The organism is Pseudomonas sp. QD4, assembly GCF_049199125.1.
Classification (GTDB): domain Bacteria; phylum Pseudomonadota; class Gammaproteobacteria; order Pseudomonadales; family Pseudomonadaceae; genus Aquipseudomonas.
Map to the genome: position 1 here is coordinate 306,616 of NZ_JBLZOM010000005.1, position 17,936 is coordinate 324,551.

The following is a 17,936-nucleotide window of genomic DNA, read 5'->3' on the forward strand; positions in this document are numbered from 1 at the left end:
ATCGGGGAATCCGCGTGTTCCGGGCCATTGGCCGCAGCCTGCGGCAGGGGGCGGTCGATGCATAAGCCCTGTGCGGTGATTCCGGTTTATAACCACGAAGGCGCGGTGCCGGCGGTGGTCGACGCCCTGCTCGCCGGTGGCTTGCCCTGCGTGCTGGTGGACGACGCCAGCAGCCCGGCCTGCGCGGCGGTCCTGGAACAACTGGCCAAGCGCGAGCAGGTGTTCCTGATCCGCCTGGCACTGAACCAGGGCAAGGGCGGCGCGGTCATGGCCGGGCTGCGCGAGGCCTCGCGCCTGGGCTTCAGCCACGCCCTGCAGGTGGATGCCGATGGTCAGCACGACCTGCGCGATGTGGATAACTTTATCGCCAGCTCCCGCGCCCACCCCGAGGCACTGATCTGCGGTTATCCACAGTACGACAGCAGCGTGCCCAAGGGCCGCCTGTATGCCCGTTACCTGACCCATGTCTGGGTCTGGATCAACAGCCTGTCGTTGCAGATTCCCGACTCCATGTGCGGCTTCCGGGTCTACCCGCTGCCGCCAGTGCTGGCGCTGATCGATTCGGTCAAACTCGGCAAGCGCATGGATTTCGATCCCGAAGTACTGGTGCGCCTGGCCTGGCGCAATCAGCCGATGCGCTGGCTGCCGACCAAGGTCCACTACCCCACCGATGGCCTCTCGCACTTTCGCCTGCTGCACGACAACGCATTGATTTCCAGCATGCACACCCGGCTGTTTTTCGGCATGTTGCTGCGGGCGCCGCAGATCCTCTGGCGACGGTGGCGAGCATGAGCCAGCAACAGCATTGGGCCGAGCATGAAGAACGCGGCAGCTTCTGGCTGATGAAGCTCACCGCATTCGGGGTCAGGATCCTCGGGCGGCGGGTGCTGAGCCCGGTGCTGTACGCCATCGTCCTGTACTTTTTCCTGTTCGGCCGCAACGCCCGACACAGCGCCTGGCAGTATCAGCAACGGCTCGCCGACTGGAGCGGACGCAACGAACTGCGCCCGACCCAGCGTCGGGTGTTCGGCCAGTTCATGGCCTTTGCCGACGCCCTGCTGGACAAGCTCGACGTGTGGAACGGCAAGCTGCGCATCGAGCAGATCGAGATCGTCGACCCGGCGCTGCTGCGCAACGAATTGCGCGGCGAACGCGGGCAGATGCTGGTGGGCGCGCACCTGGGCAACCTCGAAGTCTGCCGCGCCCTGGCTGAACTCGGCGAGCAGGTGACCATGAACGTGCTGGTGCACACCAAGCACGCCGAACGTTTCAACCGCCTGCTGGGCGAGGCCGGGGCCACCAACCTGCGGCTGATCCAGGTCAGCGAGCTGGACCCGGCGATCATGCTGCAACTGAGCCAGCGCCTGGACCGCGGCGAGTGGCTGGCGATTGCCGGCGACCGCGTGCCGCTGCACGGCGGACGCAATGTACGGGTGGATTTCCTCGGCCATCCGGCGGCATTCCCCCAAGGCCCGTGGCTGCTGGCCGGGCTGCTCAAATGCCCGGTCAACCTGCTGCTGTGCCTCAAGCATCAGGGTCGCTACCGGGTGATCCTCGAGCCCTTCACCGACGCCGTGGCCTGGAAACGCAGCGACCGCGAGCAAGTGATCGCCCAGTGGACCGCCCGCTACGCCGAACGCCTGGGCCAGTACTGCCTCGAAGCGCCGCAACAGTGGTTCAACTTTTACCCATTCTGGAAGACCGATGACGACGCATCCGCTTGAGCCGGTAACCTTCGGCGAACTCCCCTTGCGCATCGAAGACGTGCTGGCCCTGGCCAACCGTCAGGTGCCCGTGCAACTGCAAGGTGATGCCGGGTTTCGCCAGCGCATCGCCAAGGGCGCGCAGTTTCTCGACTCCTTGCTCGACAAGGAAGGCGTGATCTATGGCGTCACCACCGGCTACGGCGACTCCTGCGTGGTCGCGGTGCCGCTGCAACACGTCGAGGCCCTGCCGCGCCACCTGTACACCTTCCACGGGTGCGGGCTGGGCAAGCTGCTGGATGCCCAGGCCACCCGCGCGGTACTGGCGGCGCGCTTGCAGTCGCTGTGCCACGGCGTGTCCGGGGTGCGGGTCGAGCTGCTGGAGCGCCTGCAGGCTTTTCTCGAACACGACATCCTGCCGCTGATCCCGGAAGAAGGCTCGGTCGGCGCCAGCGGCGACCTGACGCCGCTGTCCTACGTGGCTGCGACCCTGTCCGGCGAGCGTGAAGTCCTGTTCCGTGGCGAACGCCGTCAGGCCGCCGACTTGCACCGGGAACTGGGCTGGGACCCGCTGGTGCTGCGCCCCAAAGAAGCCCTGGCGTTGATGAACGGCACCGCGGTGATGACCGGCCTGGCCTGCCTGGCCTTCGCCCGCGCTGATTACCTGCTGCAACTGGCAACCCGCATCACCGCGCTGAACGTAGTAGCCCTGCAAGGCAACCCCGAGCACTTCGACGAGCGCCTGTTCGCCGCCAAGCCGCACCCGGGGCAGATGCAAGTGGCGGCCTGGCTGCGCCAGGATTTGGCCATCGACGCACCTACCGCGCCGCTGCATCGCCTGCAAGACCGCTACTCCCTGCGCTGCGCGCCCCATGTCCTGGGGGTGCTGGCCGACAGCCTGAACTGGCTGCGCGCGTTTATCGAGACCGAACTCAACAGCGCCAACGACAACCCGATCATCGACGCCGAAGCCGAGCGCGTGCTGCACGGCGGGCATTTCTACGGCGGGCACATTGCGTTCGCCATGGACAGCCTCAAGACCCTGGTGGCCAACGTCGCCGACCTGCTCGACCGGCAGCTCGCGCTGCTGGTGGACGTGCGTTACAACCACGGCCTGCCGAGCAACCTGTCCGGCGCCAGCGCCGAGCGCGCGATGCTCAACCACGGCTTCAAGGCAGTGCAGATCGGCACCAGTGCCTGGACCGCCGAAGCCCTGAAAAACACCATGCCGGCCAGCGTGTTCTCGCGCTCCACCGAGTGCCACAACCAGGACAAGGTGAGCATGGGCACCATCGCCGCCCGGGACGCGATTCGCGTGCTGGAGCTGACCGAACAGGTCGCCGCCGCCACCCTGCTAGCGGCCAACCAGGGTGTATGGCTGCGCGCCCAGTCCGCCGATGCGCGGCCTTTGCCTCCGGCCCTGGCTGCGATGCAAGCAGAGTTGGCAAAGGATTTCCCGCCGGTGATCGAAGACCGCGCCCTGGAAGGCGAACTGCGCCTGTGCCTGCAACGCATCGCCGAGCAACACTGGAGGCTGCATGCGCAGTAAGGGAGTGCTGCACGCCGACACCCAGATCCTGGTGCCGTTTTTCGACGTCGACACCATGCACGTCGTCTGGCACGGGCATTACGTCAAATACCTGGAAGTCGCCCGCTGCGCCTTGCTCGATCGGATCGGCCACAACTACACGGCCATGGTCGAGTCGGGCTACGCCTGGCCGGTGATCGACCTGCAACTGCGTTACGTGCGCGGCGCGGTGTTCGGCCAGACCCTGAACGTACGCGCCAGCCTGGTGGAGTGGGAAAACCGGCTGAAGATCAATTACCTGATCACCGACCTCGCCAGCGGCGAACGCCTGACCCGCGCCAGCTCGGTGCAGGTCGCGGTGGACATGGCCAGCCGCGAGATGCAACTGGCCTCGCCCCGGGTCTTTACCGACGCCGTGACCAAGGTGCTGCTATGAGCCGGTTGAATTTCCTGCCTCTGGCCAGGGTGGCCTTGTCGGGCCTGGTGCTGCTGGGGTTCAGTTCCCTGGCCCAGGCCTTCGACCTGCAACAGCTCAGCGAGCAGTTGGCCAAGCCCGAGGTCATCCACGGCAACTTCATCCAGGAAAAGCACCTGCGGGCCCTGCCCCAGCCCCTGACCAGCAAGGGCACGTTCGTCCTGGCCAAGGACCACGGCCTGCTCTGGCTGCTGAAAACGCCGTTGCAACAGGACTACCGCATCACCGGCCAGGGCATCGCCCGGCGTGACGCCAACGGCTGGCAGATGCTCCCGGGCAAAAGTGCCGGCGCCGAGCAGAACCGCCTGTTCCTCGCGGTGTTGCAAGGCGACAGCAGCGGCCTGCAGCGCGACTTCGAACTCAAGCTGGCGGGCGACGCCCAGGACTGGAAACTGACCCTGACCCCGCGCTCGCTGCTGCTCAAGCAAGTGTTCACCCAGATCAATATCGACGGCGGTGCCCTGGTGCAGCGCATCGAACTCCTGGAAACCCAGGGCGACAGCACCCTGCTGCAGATGCGCGACAGCACCAGCAGCCAACCTTTGAGCGCAGCGGAGCAACATGACTTTGCCCAGTGAGCGCTGGTTGCCCAGGCTGTTCCTGATCCTGCTGGTGGCGGTGCTGGCCCTGGCCGGCTGGCAATGGCGCCAGGGTGCGCCGTTGTCGGCCAACCTGATGGAGCTGGTGCCGGGCACTGCCCCGGACGCCCTGGAGCTCAAGGCCGAGCAGCGCATGCAAGAGCCGCTGAACCGCGAAATGCTGGTGCTGGTGGGCCATGCCGAGCGTCAGCAGGCGGTGGCCATGGCCCAGCAACTGGGTGAGCGCTGGCAGGCCAGCGGGCTGTTCGAAAAGGTCCAGTGGAACCTGCAAGCCGACCTTCCGGCACTGCGCAGCCAACTGCTGCAAGGCCGGCTGGCGATGCTCTCGGCGGCCGACCGGCAACAACTGATTGAACACCCCGCGGCCTTTATCCAGCAGCGGGTCCAAGCCTTGTTCGACCCCTTTACCGGGTTCAGCCTGGTGCCGAGCCAGGATGACTGGCTGGGCCTTACCGGGCGCATCCAGAACAGCCAACCGCAACGCGGCGCAGTGCAACTGGACATCGGCAGCGGCGCCCTGGTGGCCGACGCCGACGGCAAAAGCTGGGTCCTGCTGCGGGCGCGCACCACCGGCAACGCCTTTGATATGAGCCTGCCGTTGCAGGTGGCCGAGCTGCTCCGGCAAAGCCGCGAACAGGCGAGCCAGGCCGATGTGCAATTGCTGGCCGCCAGCGGCCTGCTGTACGCCGCCAATGGCCAGCAGCAAGCCACCCGGGAAATCACTTGGGTCGGCGGCGGTGCGACCGTGGGTATCCTGCTGCTGTTGCTCCTGGCGTTCCGCCGGCTGCGGGTGCTGCTGGCGTTTGTACCGGTGCTGGTGGGCATGTTGTTTGGCGCAGTGGCCTGCGTGGCGCTGTTCGGCCATATGCATGTGATGACCCTGGTCCTGGGCTCGAGCCTGATCGGCGTCGCGGTCGACTACCCGCTGCATTACCTGTCCAAGAGCTGGAGCCTGAAACCCTGGCACAGCTGGCCGGCGTTGCGCCTGACCCTGCCGGGCCTGAGCCTGAGCCTGGCCACCAGTTGCATCGGGTACCTGGCGCTGGCCTGGACCCCGTTCCCGGCCCTGACCCAGATCGCGGTGTTCTCCGCGGCCGGCCTGCTCGGCGCCTACCTGTCGGCGGTGTGCCTGCTGCCGGCCCTGCTCAAGGGCGCTGACCTGCGCCCGGCGCAATGGCCGCTGCGGGTTGCGCAGTGCCTGCTGCAACTGCGCGAAGCCCTGCTGCGGCGAGTGCCGAGCCCGGTGCTGTTGGCACTGTTGGCGGTGTTCTGCGCCGCCGGGCTGTGGCAGCTGACCAGCAAAAACGATATTCGCCAGTGGGTCGGTGCACCGCCGCAGTTGCTCAACGAAGCCCAGGCCATTGCCCGCATCACCGGCTATCAGCCCACCAGCCAGTTCTTCCTGGTGCGCGCCGCCGACCAGCAGCAATTGCTCGAACGCCAGCAAGCCCTGGGCGAGCGCCTGGGGCAATTGGTCAAGCAGGGCAAGTTGCAGGGTTACCTGGCGCTCAATCAACTGGTCAACCTGCCCAGCGACCAACAGCAACTGCGTGAGGCCCTGACGCGCCTGCCGCAGTTCTGGCAGCCGCTGCTGGACCTCGGCGTGCCCGCCAGTGCCCTGCAGGCCGAGCTGGCCCAGTTGCAGGGGCTGCCGGTGCAAGACATCGATGCCGCCCTCGGCGGCCCGCTGGCCGAACCCTACCGCACACTGTGGCTGGGCGCCGGCCCCGAGGGCGTGGCGGCCATGGTCAGCCTGCAAGGGCTGAACGATGCCGGCCTGCTGCGGGCCCAGGCCCAGGACCTGCCCGGGGTGCAACTGGTGGACCGGCTTGGCGAATTGAATAAAGTCTTTGCCGCAACCCAGATCAGTGCCGCCGAACTCAAGCTCGCCTCCTGCGTGCTGATCGTGTTGCTGCTGATTCTGCCGTTCGGCCTTGGCGGGGCCCTGCGCATCGTCGCCCTGCCGCTGCTGGCGGCCCTGTGCAGCCTGGCCAGCCTCGGCTGGCTGGGGCAACCGCTGACCCTGTTCAGCCTGTTCGGCCTGCTGCTGGTGACCGCCATCAGCGTCGACTACGCCATCCTCATGCGCGAGCAGATCGGCGGCGCCGCCGTCAGCCTGCTGGGCACCCTGCTGGCGGCCCTGACCACCTGGCTGTCGTTCGGTTTGCTGGCCATCTCCAGCACCCCGGCGGTGAGCAATTTCGGGCTGTCGGTCAGCCTTGGGCTGGCCTTCAGCTTTATGCTCGCGCCCTGGGCCGGGCAGCAGCAACACCACGCCAAGGTGACGGAGCCAAGCCCATGCTGATCGCCCTGTTCTGGTGCCTGGCCCTGGCGCTGTTTGCCCTGGCGACCGCCGTCGGTCGGCGCCTGGGCCTGATCCCGATCGTCAGCCAGTTGCTGCTGGCAACCTTCGGCCTGCCCCTGCTGATGCTGCTGTGGATCGAGCCGCACTGGCAGTTGAGCGGCGCCCAACTGGTGTCCCCGGTGTGGCTGAAAAACCTCTACAGCCTGAGCTTCGCCCTGCTGTTGGGGCATATCCTGAGCGACGTGATCGACCTGCGCCTGGACCGCCAGAGCCTGAAGATCGCCCTGCCGAGTTTCATCATCCCCTTCGCCTGCGGCCTGGCGATCGCCTTCTGGCTGCTGCCGCCGCAGCCGTGGCTGAGCTCCCTGGCAGTGGGCCTGCTGTTTGCGATCACCGCGATCCCGGTGCTCTACCTGTACCTGCGCCATATCAACTACCCGGCCGCCGCCACTCGGCGCCTGGTGCAGACCGCGATCCTGATCGACCTGACCTGCTGGAGCCTGTTCGCCATCGCCCAGGGCAGCCTGCACCTGGCCAGCCTGCTGCTGCCCCTGGCCGGCGCCTGCCTGCCGTTGCTCCTGCGCCTGCTCGGCCTGCGCCAGCCGCTGCTGTACAGCCTGGGCTTCTTTGCGCTGCTGGTGGTGGCCGAGCACTACAAGCTCAATGCGCTGATTTTCGGCATCGGCTACCTGCTGTGCATGGCCTCCCTCAAGGTGGCGCTGGTGCTGCCGTTACAGGCAGCCTGGATGAGCCGTTTGCAGACCTACATCGCCATCCCGCTGATCCTGACGTTCGGCATCGTGCAGATCAACGTGCACAGCGCCATGGACAGCCTGAGCTGGCTGCAACTGGGCGCCCTACTGCTGGTGCCGATTGCCAGCAAGCTGGCCGGCAACTGGCTGGGCCTGGGCTGGGCCGGTGCGTCCTTCGCCGGTGCCAGCCGCTGGCGGGAAAGCCTGCTGCTCAATATTCGCGGCCTGAGCGAGATCGTGTTTCTCAACCTGCTGCTGCAACAACAGCTGATCAGCCCGGCGCTGTACTTTGCGCTGATGCTGATGGGCCTGATCGCGACCCTGCTGCCGGCAGTAGCCGGCATGCATCGCACCCCCTTGGTCCCTCTGAATCTGAACATCGCCGAACCGGCAAGGAGCCCCAGTGCCAACAGTTGAAATGGAACGCCGCCAGGTTGTGGTCATCGGCGCCGGCCCATCGGGCGCCATTGCCGCCGCCCTGCTCAAGCGCAAGGGCCACGACGTGCTGATCATCGAGCGCCAGCATTTCCCACGGTTCTCCATCGGCGAAAGCCTGCTCTCCCATTGCCTGGATTTCGTCGAGGAAGCGGGCATGCTCGAAGCCGTGCAAGCCGCCGGCTTCCAACTGAAGAACGGCGCGGCCTTCGCCTGGGGCGAGCGCTACAGCGCCTTTGATTTCGGCGACACCTTCAGCAACGGCAAGCCCACCACCTTCCAGGTCCAGCGCGGCGACTTCGACAAGTTGCTGGCCGACCAGGCGGCGCTGCAAGGGGTTGAAGTGCGCTATGGCGAAGAAATCGTCAGCGCCGACTTCAGCCTGCCCCAGCCGCAGCTCGGAGTGCGCCGCGAAGACGGCAGCCAGTACCAGGTCGAGGCCCATTTCGTACTTGATGCCAGCGGCTATGGCCGGGTCCTGCCACGCTTGCTCGACCTGGAGGCGCCGTCGAACTTCCCGGTGCGCCAGGCGGTGTTCACCCACGTCGAAGACCACATCGACCACCCCGGTTTCGAACGGGAAAAGATCCTCGTCACCACCCACCCGACCCAGCGCGACATCTGGTTCTGGAGCATCCCCTTCAGCAACGGCCGGTGCTCGGTGGGCGTGGTCGCGGCCAAGGAACATTTTGTCGGCCGCGACCAGGACCTGGACCAGTGCCTGCGCGGCTTTATCGCCGAGACCCCGAGCCTGGCCAAGGTCCTGGCCAACGCGGTATGGGACACCCCGGCGCGGACCATCGGCGGCTACTCGGCCAACGTCAAGAGCCTGCACGGCCCGGGCTTCGCCCTGCTGGGCAATGCCGCGGAATTCCTCGACCCGGTGTTCTCTTCCGGGGTCACCATCGCCATGCGTTCGGCGAGCATGGCCGCCGCCGTGCTGCATCGTCAGCTGCAAGGTGAAAGCGTCGACTGGCAGCTCGAGTTTGCCGAGCCGCTCAAGCGCGGGGTCGACACCTTCCGCTGCTACGTCGAAGGCTGGTACGCCGGGACCTTCCAGGACGTGATCTTCCACCCCGGCAGCTCGCCGGAAATCCGCCGCATGATCAGTTCGATCCTCGCCGGCTACGCCTGGGACGAGCGCAACCCGTTTGTCAGCGAACCCAAGCGCCGCCTGCGCATGCTCTCGGAAATCTGCGCGACGGAGGTGGCATGAGCAGTCCCCAGCCACAGTACCTGAGCGATAAGTACGTCGAGGAAACCCGCTTCGGCTTCTGGTTCCTGCGCAGCCACACCTGGCAGCACCATGTATTGCGGGTGGCGATCAACGACCTGCGCTCGCTGTTCACCCGCGACCTGCCCGGCAACCCGGTGCTGCTCGACGCCGGTTGCGGCCAGGGCAAGTCGTTCCAGCACCTGCGCCAGGTGTTCGCGCCCCAGCGCCTGATCGGCCTGGATGCCGACCCCCACAGCCTGGAACTGAGCGCCCAGGAAGCGGCGCGCCAGGGCATGCAGGTGGAACTGATCGGCAGCGACTGCGCGACCCTGGACGTGCCGGACGCCAGCGTCGACCTGCTGTTCTGCCACCAGACCTTCCACCACCTGGTGGAGCAGGACAAAGCCCTGGCCGAGTTCTACCGGGTGCTCAAGCCCGGCGGCTACCTGCTGTTTGCCGAGTCCACCGAGGCCTACATCGACACCTGGGTCATTCGCTGGCTGTTCCGCCACCCGATGCACGTGCAGAAAAGCGCCGCCCAGTACCTGGACATGATCCGCAACCAGGGCTTCGAGTTCACCCCGCAGAACGTCTCCTACCCCTACTTGTGGTGGAGCCGTTCGACGGATTTCGGCCTGCTGGAACGCTTCGGCCTGCGCCGCCCGAAACCCTTTGGCCAGCGTGAAGAGACCCTGGTCAACGTGGTGGCGCGCAAGCCGTTGGACGAGCACTGCGCGCCAGGGCAGCCGGCATGATCCGCGCCCTGCTGGTGGGTTGCCTGTTGCTGCTGGCCGGTTGCGCCAGCCAGGCGCCGCTGCCCGCAAAAACCCCGAGCCTGGCCCTGCCGTTGCAGCTGCACATCGAGCGTGAGCAGGCAGCGCAACGCCAGGACTGGCTGCTGGTGATCCAGGCCGAAGGCGCCGGCCTGCGCTGGTCGCTGATGGACCCCTTGGGCATTCCCCTGGCCCGCCAGCGCCTGATCGATGGCCAGTGGCAGGCCGATGGCCTGCTGCCACCCAACCCCGAAGCGCGGGAGCTGTTCGCCGCGCTGCTGTTTGCCCTGACGCCAGCCGCCGAGCTGTCCGAGAATTACCCCGCTGCGCAGGCCCGGGGCGAGCAACGCAGCCTCGCCCCGCGCTGGCAGCTCCGTTATCGCCAACCATTGGATTTCCAGTTGAACCTGCCTCAAGGCCTGCAATACCACGTCAGCCCGTTGACCGCCGAGCGCGCGCCATGACGGCCTACCTCAACGCCCTGGGGCTGATCTGCGCCCTCGGGCGGGACAAACAACAGGTGGCCCGCAGCCTGTTTGCCGGTGACTGCTCAGGCATGCGCGACGAAGCCGGCTGGGTGCCCGAGCGCAGCCTGCCGGTGGCGGCGGTCAAGGGCCCGCTGGCGGCCCTGCCTGCGCACCTGAGCCGCCAGCACAGTCGCAATAACCAGCTGCTGCTGGAGGCGGCGCTGCAGATCCGCGACGACATCGACCAGGCGATCCAGGCCTACGGCCCGGGGCGCATTGGCGTGGTGCTGGGTACCAGTACTTCGGGCATCGACGAAGCCAGCCGTGGCATCGCCCATTACCTGCGCGACCAGCACTTCCCGGCCCACTACGACTACCAGCAGCAGGAACTCGGGGCACCGGCGAACTTTCTCGCCGACTGGCTGCAACTGAGCGGTCCGGCCTACGTGATTTCCACCGCCTGCACCTCCAGCGCCCGGGCCCTGATGAGCGCCCGGCGCCTGCTCGACCTGGGGTTGTGCGACGCGGTGCTGTGCGGCGGGGTCGACAGCCTGTGCCAACTGACCCTGAATGGTTTTTCGGCGCTGGAAGCCGTCAGTGACCAGCGCTGCAACCCGTTTTCGGTCAACCGCGACGGGATCAATATCGGCGAGGCTGCGGTGCTGTTCCTGATGAGCAGGGAATCCGGCACGCAGCAGCCCATCGCCCTGCTGGGCGGCGGCGCGAGTTCCGATGCGCACCATATTTCCGCGCCCGAGCCCAGCGGCCGGGGCGCCCTGCAAGCGATGCGCAAGGCCTTGAGCAGTGCCGGCCTGGCAGCGCAGCAGATCGGTTACCTGAACCTGCACGGCACCGCCACCCAGCACAACGACGCCATGGAAAGCCTGGCCGTGGCCGAGCTGTTTCCCGATGGCGTGCCCTGCTCGTCGACCAAGCCCATGAGCGGCCACACCCTGGGCGCCGCCGGGGCCCTGGAAGCCGCCTTCTGCTGGCTGAGCCTGGCCGCCGACAACCGGCAACAGGCCCTGCCACCCCATGTCTGGGACGCCCAGCCCGACCCGCAATTGCCCGCCCTGCGCTGGGTCGGCAGCGCCGATCGCCTGGCCACGGGCGCACCGCGCTGCCTGATGAGCAACTCCTTTGCCTTCGGCGGCAACAACGTCAGCCTGATTATCGGAGACGCCCCATGATCCCTTGGCCACTCGCCGAACTGCTGCCCCACGCGGGCGACATGATCCTGATCGATCAGGTCCTGGGGTTCGATGAAGAACAGATCCACACCCGCCTCACCGTCAAGCCCGGTGGCCTGTTCAACCGCGCCGACGGCAGCCTGCCGGCCTGGCTCGGCATCGAGCTGATGGCCCAGAGCGTGGCCGCCTATGCCGGCTGCCGCGCACGCCAGCAAGGGCAGGCCGTGGAGCTGGGCTTTTTGCTCGGCACGCGCAAATTCGAATGCAATGTGGAACACTTTCCGGCCGGCAGCGAGCTGCGCATCCACGCTCTGCGCTCCCTGGAAGACGACAACGGCATGGGCGTATTCGAGTGCCACCTCAGCGGCCCGGGCATCCAGGCCAGCGCTCGCCTCAACGTGTTCCGCCCGCCGCACGCGGCCCACTATCTCGACGAAACACAGGAACCCCGCCATGACTGAATCCGTACTGGTCACAGGCTCCAGCCGTGGTATCGGCCGCGCCATCGCCCTGCGCCTGGCCCAGGCCGGGCATGACCTGGTGCTGCACTGCCGCACCGGCCTCGCCGAGGCCCAGGCGGTGCAGGCCGAAGTCCAGGCCCTGGGGCGCAATGCGCGCATCCTGCAATTCGACGTCGCCGACCGCGCCACCTGCAAGGCCATTCTTGAAGCCGACGTCGACACCCACGGCGCCTACTACGGCGTGGTACTCAATGCCGGGCTGACCCGGGACGGCGCCTTCCCGGCCCTGACCGAGGACGACTGGGACGACGTGCTGCGCACCAACCTCGACGGTTTCTACAACGTGCTGCACCCGGTGATGATGCCGATGATACGGCGCCGCGCCGCCGGGCGCATTGTCTGCATCACCTCGGTCTCCGGGCTGATCGGCAACCGTGGCCAGGTCAACTACAGCGCCTCCAAGGCCGGTGTGATCGGTGCCGCCAAGGCCCTCGCCATCGAGCTGGGCAAGCGCAAGATCACCGTCAACTGCGTGGCCCCGGGCCTGATCGACACCGCCATGCTCGACGAGAACGTCCCGGTGGAGGAACTGATGAAAATGATCCCCGCACAACGCATGGGCACCCCGGAAGAAGTCGCCAGTGCGGTGAACTTCCTGATGTCGGCCGAAGCGTCCTACATCACGCGCCAGGTGCTGGCCGTCAACGGAGGCCTGTGCTGATGAAACGCGTGGTCGTCACCGGCATGGCCGGCATCACCTCCCTGGGCAGCGACTGGGCCACCATCGCCGGCAACTTCAGCGCCAACCGCAGCGGCATCCGGCGCATGGACGAGTGGGATCGCTTTACCGAACTCAACACCCGCCTGGCGGGGCCGATCGATGACTTCAAGGTTCCGGCCCACTGGACCCGCAAGCAATTGCGCAGCATGGGCCGGGTTTCGCGCCTGGCCGTGGGCGCCGCCGAGCAAGCGCTGGCCGACGCCGGGCTGCTGGGCGACGAGTCGATCAAGGACGGGCGCATGGGCGTGGCCTGTGGCTCGTCCACCGGCAGCACCGACGAGATCAAGGCCTTCGGCAACATGCTGCTGAACTCGGTGGCAGAAGGCCTGAACGCCAACTCCTACGTGCGCATGATGCCCCACACCACGGCGGCCAATATCAGCATCTTCTTCGGCCTCACCGGGCGCCTGATTCCCACCTCCAGCGCCTGCACCAGCGGCAGCCAGGGCATCGGCTACGCCTATGAGGCGATCAAGTTCGGACGCTTGCCGCTGATGCTCGCCGGCGGCGCCGAAGAGCTGTGCCCCACCGAAGCCATGGTGTTCGACGCGCTGTACGCCACCAGCCTGAAAAACGACGCCCCGCAAACCAGTCCTCGGCCCTACGACAGCGGCCGCGACGGCCTGGTGATCGGTGAAGGCGGCGGCATGCTGGTGCTCGAGGAACTGGAGCATGCCCTGGCGCGCGGTGCGCACATCCACGCGGAAATCGTCGGTTTTGGCAGCAACGCCGATGGCCAGCACACCACCCGGCCGGAGCAGACCACCATGCGCCGGGCCATGGAGCTGGCCCTGGAAGACGCCGGCATCCCGGCGTCCGCCATCGGCTACGTCAACGGCCACGGCACGGCCACCGAACAGGGCGACATTGCCGAAACCCTGGCCACCAGCAGCCTGTTCGGCAGCGGCATGCCCATCAGTTCGCAGAAGAGCTTCCTCGGCCACACCCTGGGTGCCTGCGGCGCGCTGGAGTCGTGGTTCAGCATCGAGATGCTCAACCGCGATCAGTACGTGCACACCTTCAACCTCGATGAAGTCGACCCCCGTTGCGGCGAACTGGACTACCTGCGCGGCGAGTTCCGGCAGATGAGCCATCAGTACGTGATGAACAACAACTTTGCCTTTGGCGGGGTCAACACGTCGTTGATTTTCCGCCGCTGGTCGTAACCGCCCCACCCCACTGGAGAAAACGGAATGTCTTCCCTGCTTCGCGCAACCTTGATCGTTCTGGCGCTGCTGACCACGGTCTCCTGCACCAGCAAACGCATGTACACCCCGAACCGCGTCATCCCGGCGACCATCACCGCCGACCAGGACCAGGTCAAACAGGCCATCCTGAAAAACCTGGTGGCCCGCAAGTGGGAGGTGCAACGCATCAGCCCCGGCCTGATCCAGGCGCAGATCACCGTGCGCCAGGAATTCCATGCCGAGATCGACATCGAGTACTCGGCCAGCTTCTACAAGATCGTCTACCGCGACAGCCGTGACCTGGACTACAAGGACGGCAAGATCCACAAGAACTACATCCGCTGGGTGCGCCTGCTGGACAAGGGCATCCTGCGCGAGCTGCGTGACAACCAGAACGAACGCACCGCGCAACAGCTGTCCGACGCGGCCCAGGCCATCCCTGCGCCGAACTGATCTGTAGCCGTCGCCCCAGGGCGGCGGCTGCACCTTTGTGCTTTGCCCCCCTTAGACGTCAAGGAGACCACCATGCAAATCAAGACCCTGGCCGCGGCCGCCACCCTGCTGCTCGCTACCTTGCCCGGCATCAGCCAGGCCCGTGACACCGCGCTGTACCTCCCATTCGACAAAGTCGTCGCCGAAGCCATCGCCACCGGCAAGATCGACGGCAGCGTCAAGTTCTACCTGGCCGGCAACAAGCCAGCGGGCAAGGTCTCGGTCATCAGCCCGGGCGCCGTGACCAACAAGAAAACCAACGCTTTCAACAAGTCTGACGAAGTGGCCTGCGAATGGGCCCTGCAGTCGGCGCTGATCACCCTGCACCAGGCGGCGAAAAAAGTCGGCGCCAATGCCGTGACCGACATCGCCAGCTTCTACAAAAGCAACGAACGCAAAGACGCCAAGACCTACGAGTGCCACGCCGGCGCCGTCATGGCCGGCGTAGCGTTGCGCGGCGACCTGGCCAAAGTGCAGTAAGCCAAGCCCCTGCTGCATCCAGGGCGCCTCAGGGCGCCCTTTCTGTTGCTGCCGCCAGCCAAAGCAACCACGGCGGCTGTGAGGGCCAGCGCAGCCTCGGGCCTCGGCAGCGGCTACGGCGCGGGGCAAATCCCGGTCTACACTCGCAACAGCGAGCTGACCCATTGCAGCCCGCGCGAACTGCGAGGTGACCGTCACGGCGTTTGTCCAAACGCATTCCGGGCCGGCGGATGATCGCGGTTCTCCTTCAACGTCAAGGAGCTGACCATGCCTATCAAAGCCCTGTTCGCCGTTGCCCTGCTCAGCCTGCTGCCCGACACCGGGCACGCCACTAACCTGCTGTACATGCCCTTCGAGAAAGTCGTGGCCGATGCGATCCGCGCCGGACGCCTGGACGGCAGCGTGCAGTTCTACCTGGCCGGCAACCAGCCGGCAGGACCGATGCGCCTACTGGTAAGCGACGTCGCCACCAACAAAAAGACCAACGGCTTCAACAAGAGCGACAACGACGCCTGCGAATGGGTGCTGCAATCGGCGTTGATCACCTTGCAGGCCGCTGCCAAGAAGGCCGGGGCCAACGCCGTGACCAACATCGTCAGTTACTACAAGCACCACGTGCGCAAAGACCTCAACACCTACGAGTGCCATGCCGGAGTGCTGATGGCCGGCGTGGCGTTGCGCGGCGATCTGGTGCGACTGCAATAACCTGCCGGCCGGCGATCAGGCCCGCCCTCCCAGGCTTTCGGTCTTGCGCGTGAGCAATTCGACAAAGGCCTTGGCCATCGGCGAAGCCTGATCGGTGCGCTGTACCAGCCATACCGCCGACACCGCTTCCGGGTCCAGCAGCCGGCGATAGACCACGCCGTCGATGCGCATGCGCTGGTACGACGCCGGCAACACCGAGACCCCAAGCCCGGCCGCCACCAGGCCGATGATGGTCATGGCCTCGCCCGCCTCCTGGGCAAAATGCGGGGTGAACCCGGCATCACGGGCCAGGCTCAGCAGTTGCGCGTACAGGCCGCTGCCATAACTGCGCGGGAAGAACACAAACGGCTCATGGGCCAGCGCCGACAACGGCAGGCCGTCCTCACTGCCCGTCACCAGCGGGTGCTTGGCACTGAGGACCGCCACCAGCGGCTCGCGCAGCAACTCCACCACGCTCAAAGAGTCAGGCAGCGGCAAGGGTCGCATCAGGCCGACCTGGATCGACTGGTCCACCAACGCATCCGCCACCTGGGTGCTGCTCATCTCCCGCAGGTTGAGGTGCACCGCCGGGAAGCGCTGGCGAAAGGCGAAGATCGCCTGGGGGATATTGGAATTGAAGGGCGCCGACGAGGTGAAACCGATCTTCAGTTCCCCCAACTCCCCCAGTTGCGCGCGACGGGCCACATCGGCGGCCTTATCCACCTGGGCCAGGACCAGCCGTGCTTCTTCGAGAAACAGGCGCCCGGCCTCGCTGAGTTCGACCCGACGGTTGGTACGCTCGAACAGCCGCGCCCCGATCTCCTGTTCCAGTGCTTGGATCTGCTGGCTCAACGGGGGTTGGGAGATCCCCAAGGCCTGCGCGGCGCGGCCGAAATGCAGCTCTTCGGCCACCGCGATGAAGTAGCGCAGATGACGCAATTCCATAAAGGCTCCATTAGGTCGTACAACCTATCAAACAGGTCGAACAATATATTGGAAAGAATCATTAGCCAGCTATATGCTTTTTTCCATTGCCTGACCGGCTGCGCATCCCCCCTGAGGTCCCCGTGAAATCTGCCGTTGCTCCACTTGCCCAAGAAACACCCGCTCCCGCCCTCGACGACGTTCTCCCTTTGCGCAGTGACATTTACATCGAACACGGCACGCCGATGTTCATGCGAACCGTGCTGGCCCTGTTTGCCGGCGGCTTCGCCACCTTTGCCCTGCTGTACTGCGTGCAACCGATGATGCCGCTGCTGTCCAAAGAGTTTTCCATCAATGCGGCCCAGAGCAGCCTGATCCTGTCCGTTGCCACCGGCATGCTGGCGGTCGGCTTGCTGATCACCGGCCCGATCTCCGACCGCGTCGGCCGCAAACCGGTGATGGTCGCGGCGCTGCTGGCCGCGGCCGCCTGCACCATGGCCAGCGCCCTGATGCCAAGCTGGCAGGGAGTGCTGGTGATGCGCGCGCTGGTGGGGCTGTCGCTGAGCGGCCTGGCGGCGGTGGCCATGACCTACCTGAGCGAAGAGATCCACCCGCAGCACATCGGCCTGGCCATGGGCCTGTACATCGGCGGCAATGCCATCGGCGGCATGAGCGGGCGGCTGATCGTCGGGGTCCTGATCGACTTCGTCAGCTGGCACACAGCGATGCTGGTGATCGGCGGGTTGTCCCTGATCGCGGCGGCGGTGTTCTGGAAGATCCTCCCCGAATCACGCAACTTCCGCGCCCGCTCGCTGCACCCGCGCAGCCTGCTGGACGGCTTCACCATGCACTTTCGCGACGCCGGCCTGCCCTGGTTGTTCCTTGAAGGTTTCCTGCTGATGGGGGCCTTTGTGACCCTGTTCAACTACATCGGCTACCGCCTGCTGGCCGAGCCCTATCACATGAGCCAGGCGCTGGTCGGCCTGCTGTCGGTGGTTTATCTGTCGGGTATCTACAGCTCGGCAAAAATCGGCGCCCTGGCCGACCGGCTCGGCCGTCGCCGCGTGCTCTGGGGCACCATCGTGCTGATGCTGGCGGGCATCGCCCTGACCTTGCTGCAACCTCTGGCGCTGGTACTGGCGGGCATGCTGCTGTTCACCTTCGGCTTCTTCGGCGCGCACTCGGTGGCTAGCAGCTGGATCGGCCGCCGCGCCCTCAAGGCCAAGGGCCAGGCCTCGTCGCTGTACCTGTTCAGCTACTACGCCGGCTCCAGCATCGCCGGCACCGCCGGCGGGGTGTTCTGGCATCTGGGGGGCTGGAATGGGATCGGGCTGTTTATCGGGGCGTTGCTGGTGGGCGCGCTGCTGATTGCCATGAAGCTGTCGAAACTGCCACCGCTGGCCACCCAGTGATCTGAAACGCCCATGCCGGGGGGGGGGGGTGGGGGCGGGGGGGGCCGGGGCCCCCCGCCGGGGGGGGGGGCG

The 17,936-nt window shown here is 66.3% G+C and carries 19 protein-coding genes; 18 read left to right on the forward strand and 1 reads right to left on the reverse strand.

Going from position 1 to position 17,936, the window contains the following annotated elements:
• Positions 1-57 precede the first annotated feature (57 nt).
• The 17 genes from ACOZJV_RS27010 to ACOZJV_RS27090 all read left to right on the forward strand — a co-directional run bounded on the left by ACOZJV_RS27010 (position 58) and on the right by ACOZJV_RS27090 (position 15,549).
• Positions 58-792 (forward strand): glycosyltransferase family 2 protein, encoded by a 735-nt coding sequence (locus ACOZJV_RS27010; RefSeq protein ID WP_201129151.1) that lies wholly within the window; start codon positions 58-60, stop codon positions 790-792.
• On the forward strand, positions 789-1,724 hold the full coding sequence (locus tag ACOZJV_RS27015) for a glycosyl transferase (protein WP_078469479.1): 936 nt from the start codon (positions 789-791) through the stop codon (positions 1,722-1,724). Before ACOZJV_RS27010 ends, ACOZJV_RS27015 begins: the two co-directional genes overlap by 4 nt.
• The gene (locus ACOZJV_RS27020) at positions 1,705-3,252 is read left to right on the forward strand and encodes an HAL/PAL/TAL family ammonia-lyase (protein WP_421548898.1); all 1,548 of its coding nucleotides are present in this window, start codon (positions 1,705-1,707) and stop codon (positions 3,250-3,252) included. The genes ACOZJV_RS27015 and ACOZJV_RS27020 overlap by 20 nt, the downstream gene beginning before the upstream one ends.
• Positions 3,242-3,667, forward strand: a complete 426-nt coding sequence (locus ACOZJV_RS27025; RefSeq protein WP_421548899.1) for an acyl-CoA thioesterase — start codon at positions 3,242-3,244, stop codon at positions 3,665-3,667. The genes ACOZJV_RS27020 and ACOZJV_RS27025 overlap by 11 nt, the downstream gene beginning before the upstream one ends.
• Positions 3,664-4,284: an outer membrane lipoprotein carrier protein LolA gene (locus tag ACOZJV_RS27030; protein ID WP_078469476.1), complete on the forward strand. Its 621-nt coding sequence runs from the start codon at positions 3,664-3,666 to the stop codon at positions 4,282-4,284. Before ACOZJV_RS27025 ends, ACOZJV_RS27030 begins: the two co-directional genes overlap by 4 nt.
• The gene (locus ACOZJV_RS27035) at positions 4,268-6,610 is read left to right on the forward strand and encodes an MMPL family transporter (protein WP_421548900.1); all 2,343 of its coding nucleotides are present in this window, start codon (positions 4,268-4,270) and stop codon (positions 6,608-6,610) included. Before ACOZJV_RS27030 ends, ACOZJV_RS27035 begins: the two co-directional genes overlap by 17 nt.
• Positions 6,604-7,779 carry a sodium:proton antiporter gene (locus ACOZJV_RS27040; protein WP_421548901.1) on the forward strand — a complete coding sequence of 392 codons (1,176 nt, stop codon included), beginning with the start codon at positions 6,604-6,606 and terminating at the stop codon, positions 7,777-7,779. The genes ACOZJV_RS27035 and ACOZJV_RS27040 overlap by 7 nt, the downstream gene beginning before the upstream one ends.
• Positions 7,766-9,013, forward strand: coding sequence for an NAD(P)/FAD-dependent oxidoreductase (locus ACOZJV_RS27045; protein WP_421548902.1), 1,248 nt, complete (start codon positions 7,766-7,768; stop codon positions 9,011-9,013). The genes ACOZJV_RS27040 and ACOZJV_RS27045 overlap by 14 nt, the downstream gene beginning before the upstream one ends.
• Positions 9,010-9,768, forward strand: a complete 759-nt coding sequence (locus ACOZJV_RS27050; protein WP_201129143.1) for a class I SAM-dependent methyltransferase — start codon at positions 9,010-9,012, stop codon at positions 9,766-9,768. Before ACOZJV_RS27045 ends, ACOZJV_RS27050 begins: the two co-directional genes overlap by 4 nt.
• Positions 9,765-10,250: a DUF3261 domain-containing protein gene (locus tag ACOZJV_RS27055; protein WP_078469471.1), complete on the forward strand. Its 486-nt coding sequence runs from the start codon at positions 9,765-9,767 to the stop codon at positions 10,248-10,250. Before ACOZJV_RS27050 ends, ACOZJV_RS27055 begins: the two co-directional genes overlap by 4 nt.
• Positions 10,247-11,443 carry a beta-ketoacyl-[acyl-carrier-protein] synthase family protein gene (locus ACOZJV_RS27060; RefSeq protein ID WP_421548903.1) on the forward strand — a complete coding sequence of 399 codons (1,197 nt, stop codon included), beginning with the start codon at positions 10,247-10,249 and terminating at the stop codon, positions 11,441-11,443. The genes ACOZJV_RS27055 and ACOZJV_RS27060 overlap by 4 nt, the downstream gene beginning before the upstream one ends.
• On the forward strand, positions 11,440-11,904 hold the full coding sequence (locus ACOZJV_RS27065) for a hotdog family protein (protein WP_078469469.1): 465 nt from the start codon (positions 11,440-11,442) through the stop codon (positions 11,902-11,904). Before ACOZJV_RS27060 ends, ACOZJV_RS27065 begins: the two co-directional genes overlap by 4 nt.
• On the forward strand, positions 11,897-12,625 hold the full coding sequence (gene fabG / locus ACOZJV_RS27070; RefSeq protein WP_078469468.1) for a 3-oxoacyl-ACP reductase FabG: 729 nt from the start codon (positions 11,897-11,899) through the stop codon (positions 12,623-12,625). The genes ACOZJV_RS27065 and fabG overlap by 8 nt, the downstream gene beginning before the upstream one ends.
• Positions 12,625-13,851: a beta-ketoacyl-ACP synthase gene (locus ACOZJV_RS27075; protein ID WP_078469467.1), complete on the forward strand. Its 1,227-nt coding sequence runs from the start codon at positions 12,625-12,627 to the stop codon at positions 13,849-13,851. Before fabG ends, ACOZJV_RS27075 begins: the two co-directional genes overlap by 1 nt.
• Before the next feature lie 27 nt (positions 13,852-13,878).
• Complete coding sequence (locus ACOZJV_RS27080; protein ID WP_078469466.1) at positions 13,879-14,325, forward strand: hypothetical protein; 447 nt, start codon at positions 13,879-13,881, stop codon at positions 14,323-14,325.
• 72 nt (positions 14,326-14,397) lie between these two features.
• A complete protein-coding gene (locus ACOZJV_RS27085) occupies positions 14,398-14,844 on the forward strand; it encodes an excinuclease (RefSeq protein ID WP_078469465.1) in 447 nt (148 codons plus the stop codon).
• A gap of 267 nt (positions 14,845-15,111) precedes the next feature.
• The gene (locus ACOZJV_RS27090) at positions 15,112-15,549 is read left to right on the forward strand and encodes a hypothetical protein (protein ID WP_020297415.1); all 438 of its coding nucleotides are present in this window, start codon (positions 15,112-15,114) and stop codon (positions 15,547-15,549) included.
• A gap of 15 nt (positions 15,550-15,564) precedes the next feature.
• On the opposite strand, the gene ACOZJV_RS27095 is transcribed toward ACOZJV_RS27090, so the two are convergent.
• On the reverse strand, positions 15,565-16,473 hold the full coding sequence (locus ACOZJV_RS27095; protein WP_201129138.1) for a LysR family transcriptional regulator: 909 nt from the start codon (positions 16,471-16,473) through the stop codon (positions 15,565-15,567).
• A 122-nt stretch (positions 16,474-16,595) separates the two neighbouring features.
• On the opposite strand from ACOZJV_RS27095, the gene ACOZJV_RS27100 reads away from it, so the two are divergent.
• Positions 16,596-17,864, forward strand: a complete 1,269-nt coding sequence (locus tag ACOZJV_RS27100) for an MFS transporter (RefSeq protein WP_201129136.1) — start codon at positions 16,596-16,598, stop codon at positions 17,862-17,864.
• The last annotated feature ends 72 nt before the right edge of the window (positions 17,865-17,936 follow it).

Bases quoted from the DNA above. Each gene is read 5' to 3' on its own strand.
- ACOZJV_RS27010 (WP_201129151.1), top strand. From the start codon at position 58: ATGCATAAGCCCTGTGCGGTGATTCCGGTTTATAACCACGAAGGCGCG.
- ACOZJV_RS27015 (WP_078469479.1), top strand. From the start codon at position 789: ATGAGCCAGCAACAGCATTGGGCCGAGCATGAAGAACGCGGCAGCTTC.
- ACOZJV_RS27020 (WP_421548898.1), top strand. From the start codon at position 1,705: ATGACGACGCATCCGCTTGAGCCGGTAACCTTCGGCGAACTCCCCTTG.
- ACOZJV_RS27025 (WP_421548899.1), top strand. From the start codon at position 3,242: ATGCGCAGTAAGGGAGTGCTGCACGCCGACACCCAGATCCTGGTGCCG.
- ACOZJV_RS27030 (WP_078469476.1), top strand. From the start codon at position 3,664: ATGAGCCGGTTGAATTTCCTGCCTCTGGCCAGGGTGGCCTTGTCGGGC.
- ACOZJV_RS27035 (WP_421548900.1), top strand. From the start codon at position 4,268: ATGACTTTGCCCAGTGAGCGCTGGTTGCCCAGGCTGTTCCTGATCCTG.
- ACOZJV_RS27040 (WP_421548901.1), top strand. From the start codon at position 6,604: ATGCTGATCGCCCTGTTCTGGTGCCTGGCCCTGGCGCTGTTTGCCCTG.
- ACOZJV_RS27050 (WP_201129143.1), top strand. From the start codon at position 9,010: ATGAGCAGTCCCCAGCCACAGTACCTGAGCGATAAGTACGTCGAGGAA.
- ACOZJV_RS27055 (WP_078469471.1), top strand. From the start codon at position 9,765: ATGATCCGCGCCCTGCTGGTGGGTTGCCTGTTGCTGCTGGCCGGTTGC.
- ACOZJV_RS27060 (WP_421548903.1), top strand. From the start codon at position 10,247: ATGACGGCCTACCTCAACGCCCTGGGGCTGATCTGCGCCCTCGGGCGG.
- ACOZJV_RS27065 (WP_078469469.1), top strand. From the start codon at position 11,440: ATGATCCCTTGGCCACTCGCCGAACTGCTGCCCCACGCGGGCGACATG.
- fabG (WP_078469468.1), top strand. From the start codon at position 11,897: ATGACTGAATCCGTACTGGTCACAGGCTCCAGCCGTGGTATCGGCCGC.
- ACOZJV_RS27075 (WP_078469467.1), top strand. From the start codon at position 12,625: ATGAAACGCGTGGTCGTCACCGGCATGGCCGGCATCACCTCCCTGGGC.
- ACOZJV_RS27080 (WP_078469466.1), top strand. From the start codon at position 13,879: ATGTCTTCCCTGCTTCGCGCAACCTTGATCGTTCTGGCGCTGCTGACC.
- ACOZJV_RS27085 (WP_078469465.1), top strand. From the start codon at position 14,398: ATGCAAATCAAGACCCTGGCCGCGGCCGCCACCCTGCTGCTCGCTACC.
- ACOZJV_RS27090 (WP_020297415.1), top strand. From the start codon at position 15,112: ATGCCTATCAAAGCCCTGTTCGCCGTTGCCCTGCTCAGCCTGCTGCCC.
- ACOZJV_RS27095 (WP_201129138.1), bottom strand. From the start codon at position 16,473: ATGGAATTGCGTCATCTGCGCTACTTCATCGCGGTGGCCGAAGAGCTG.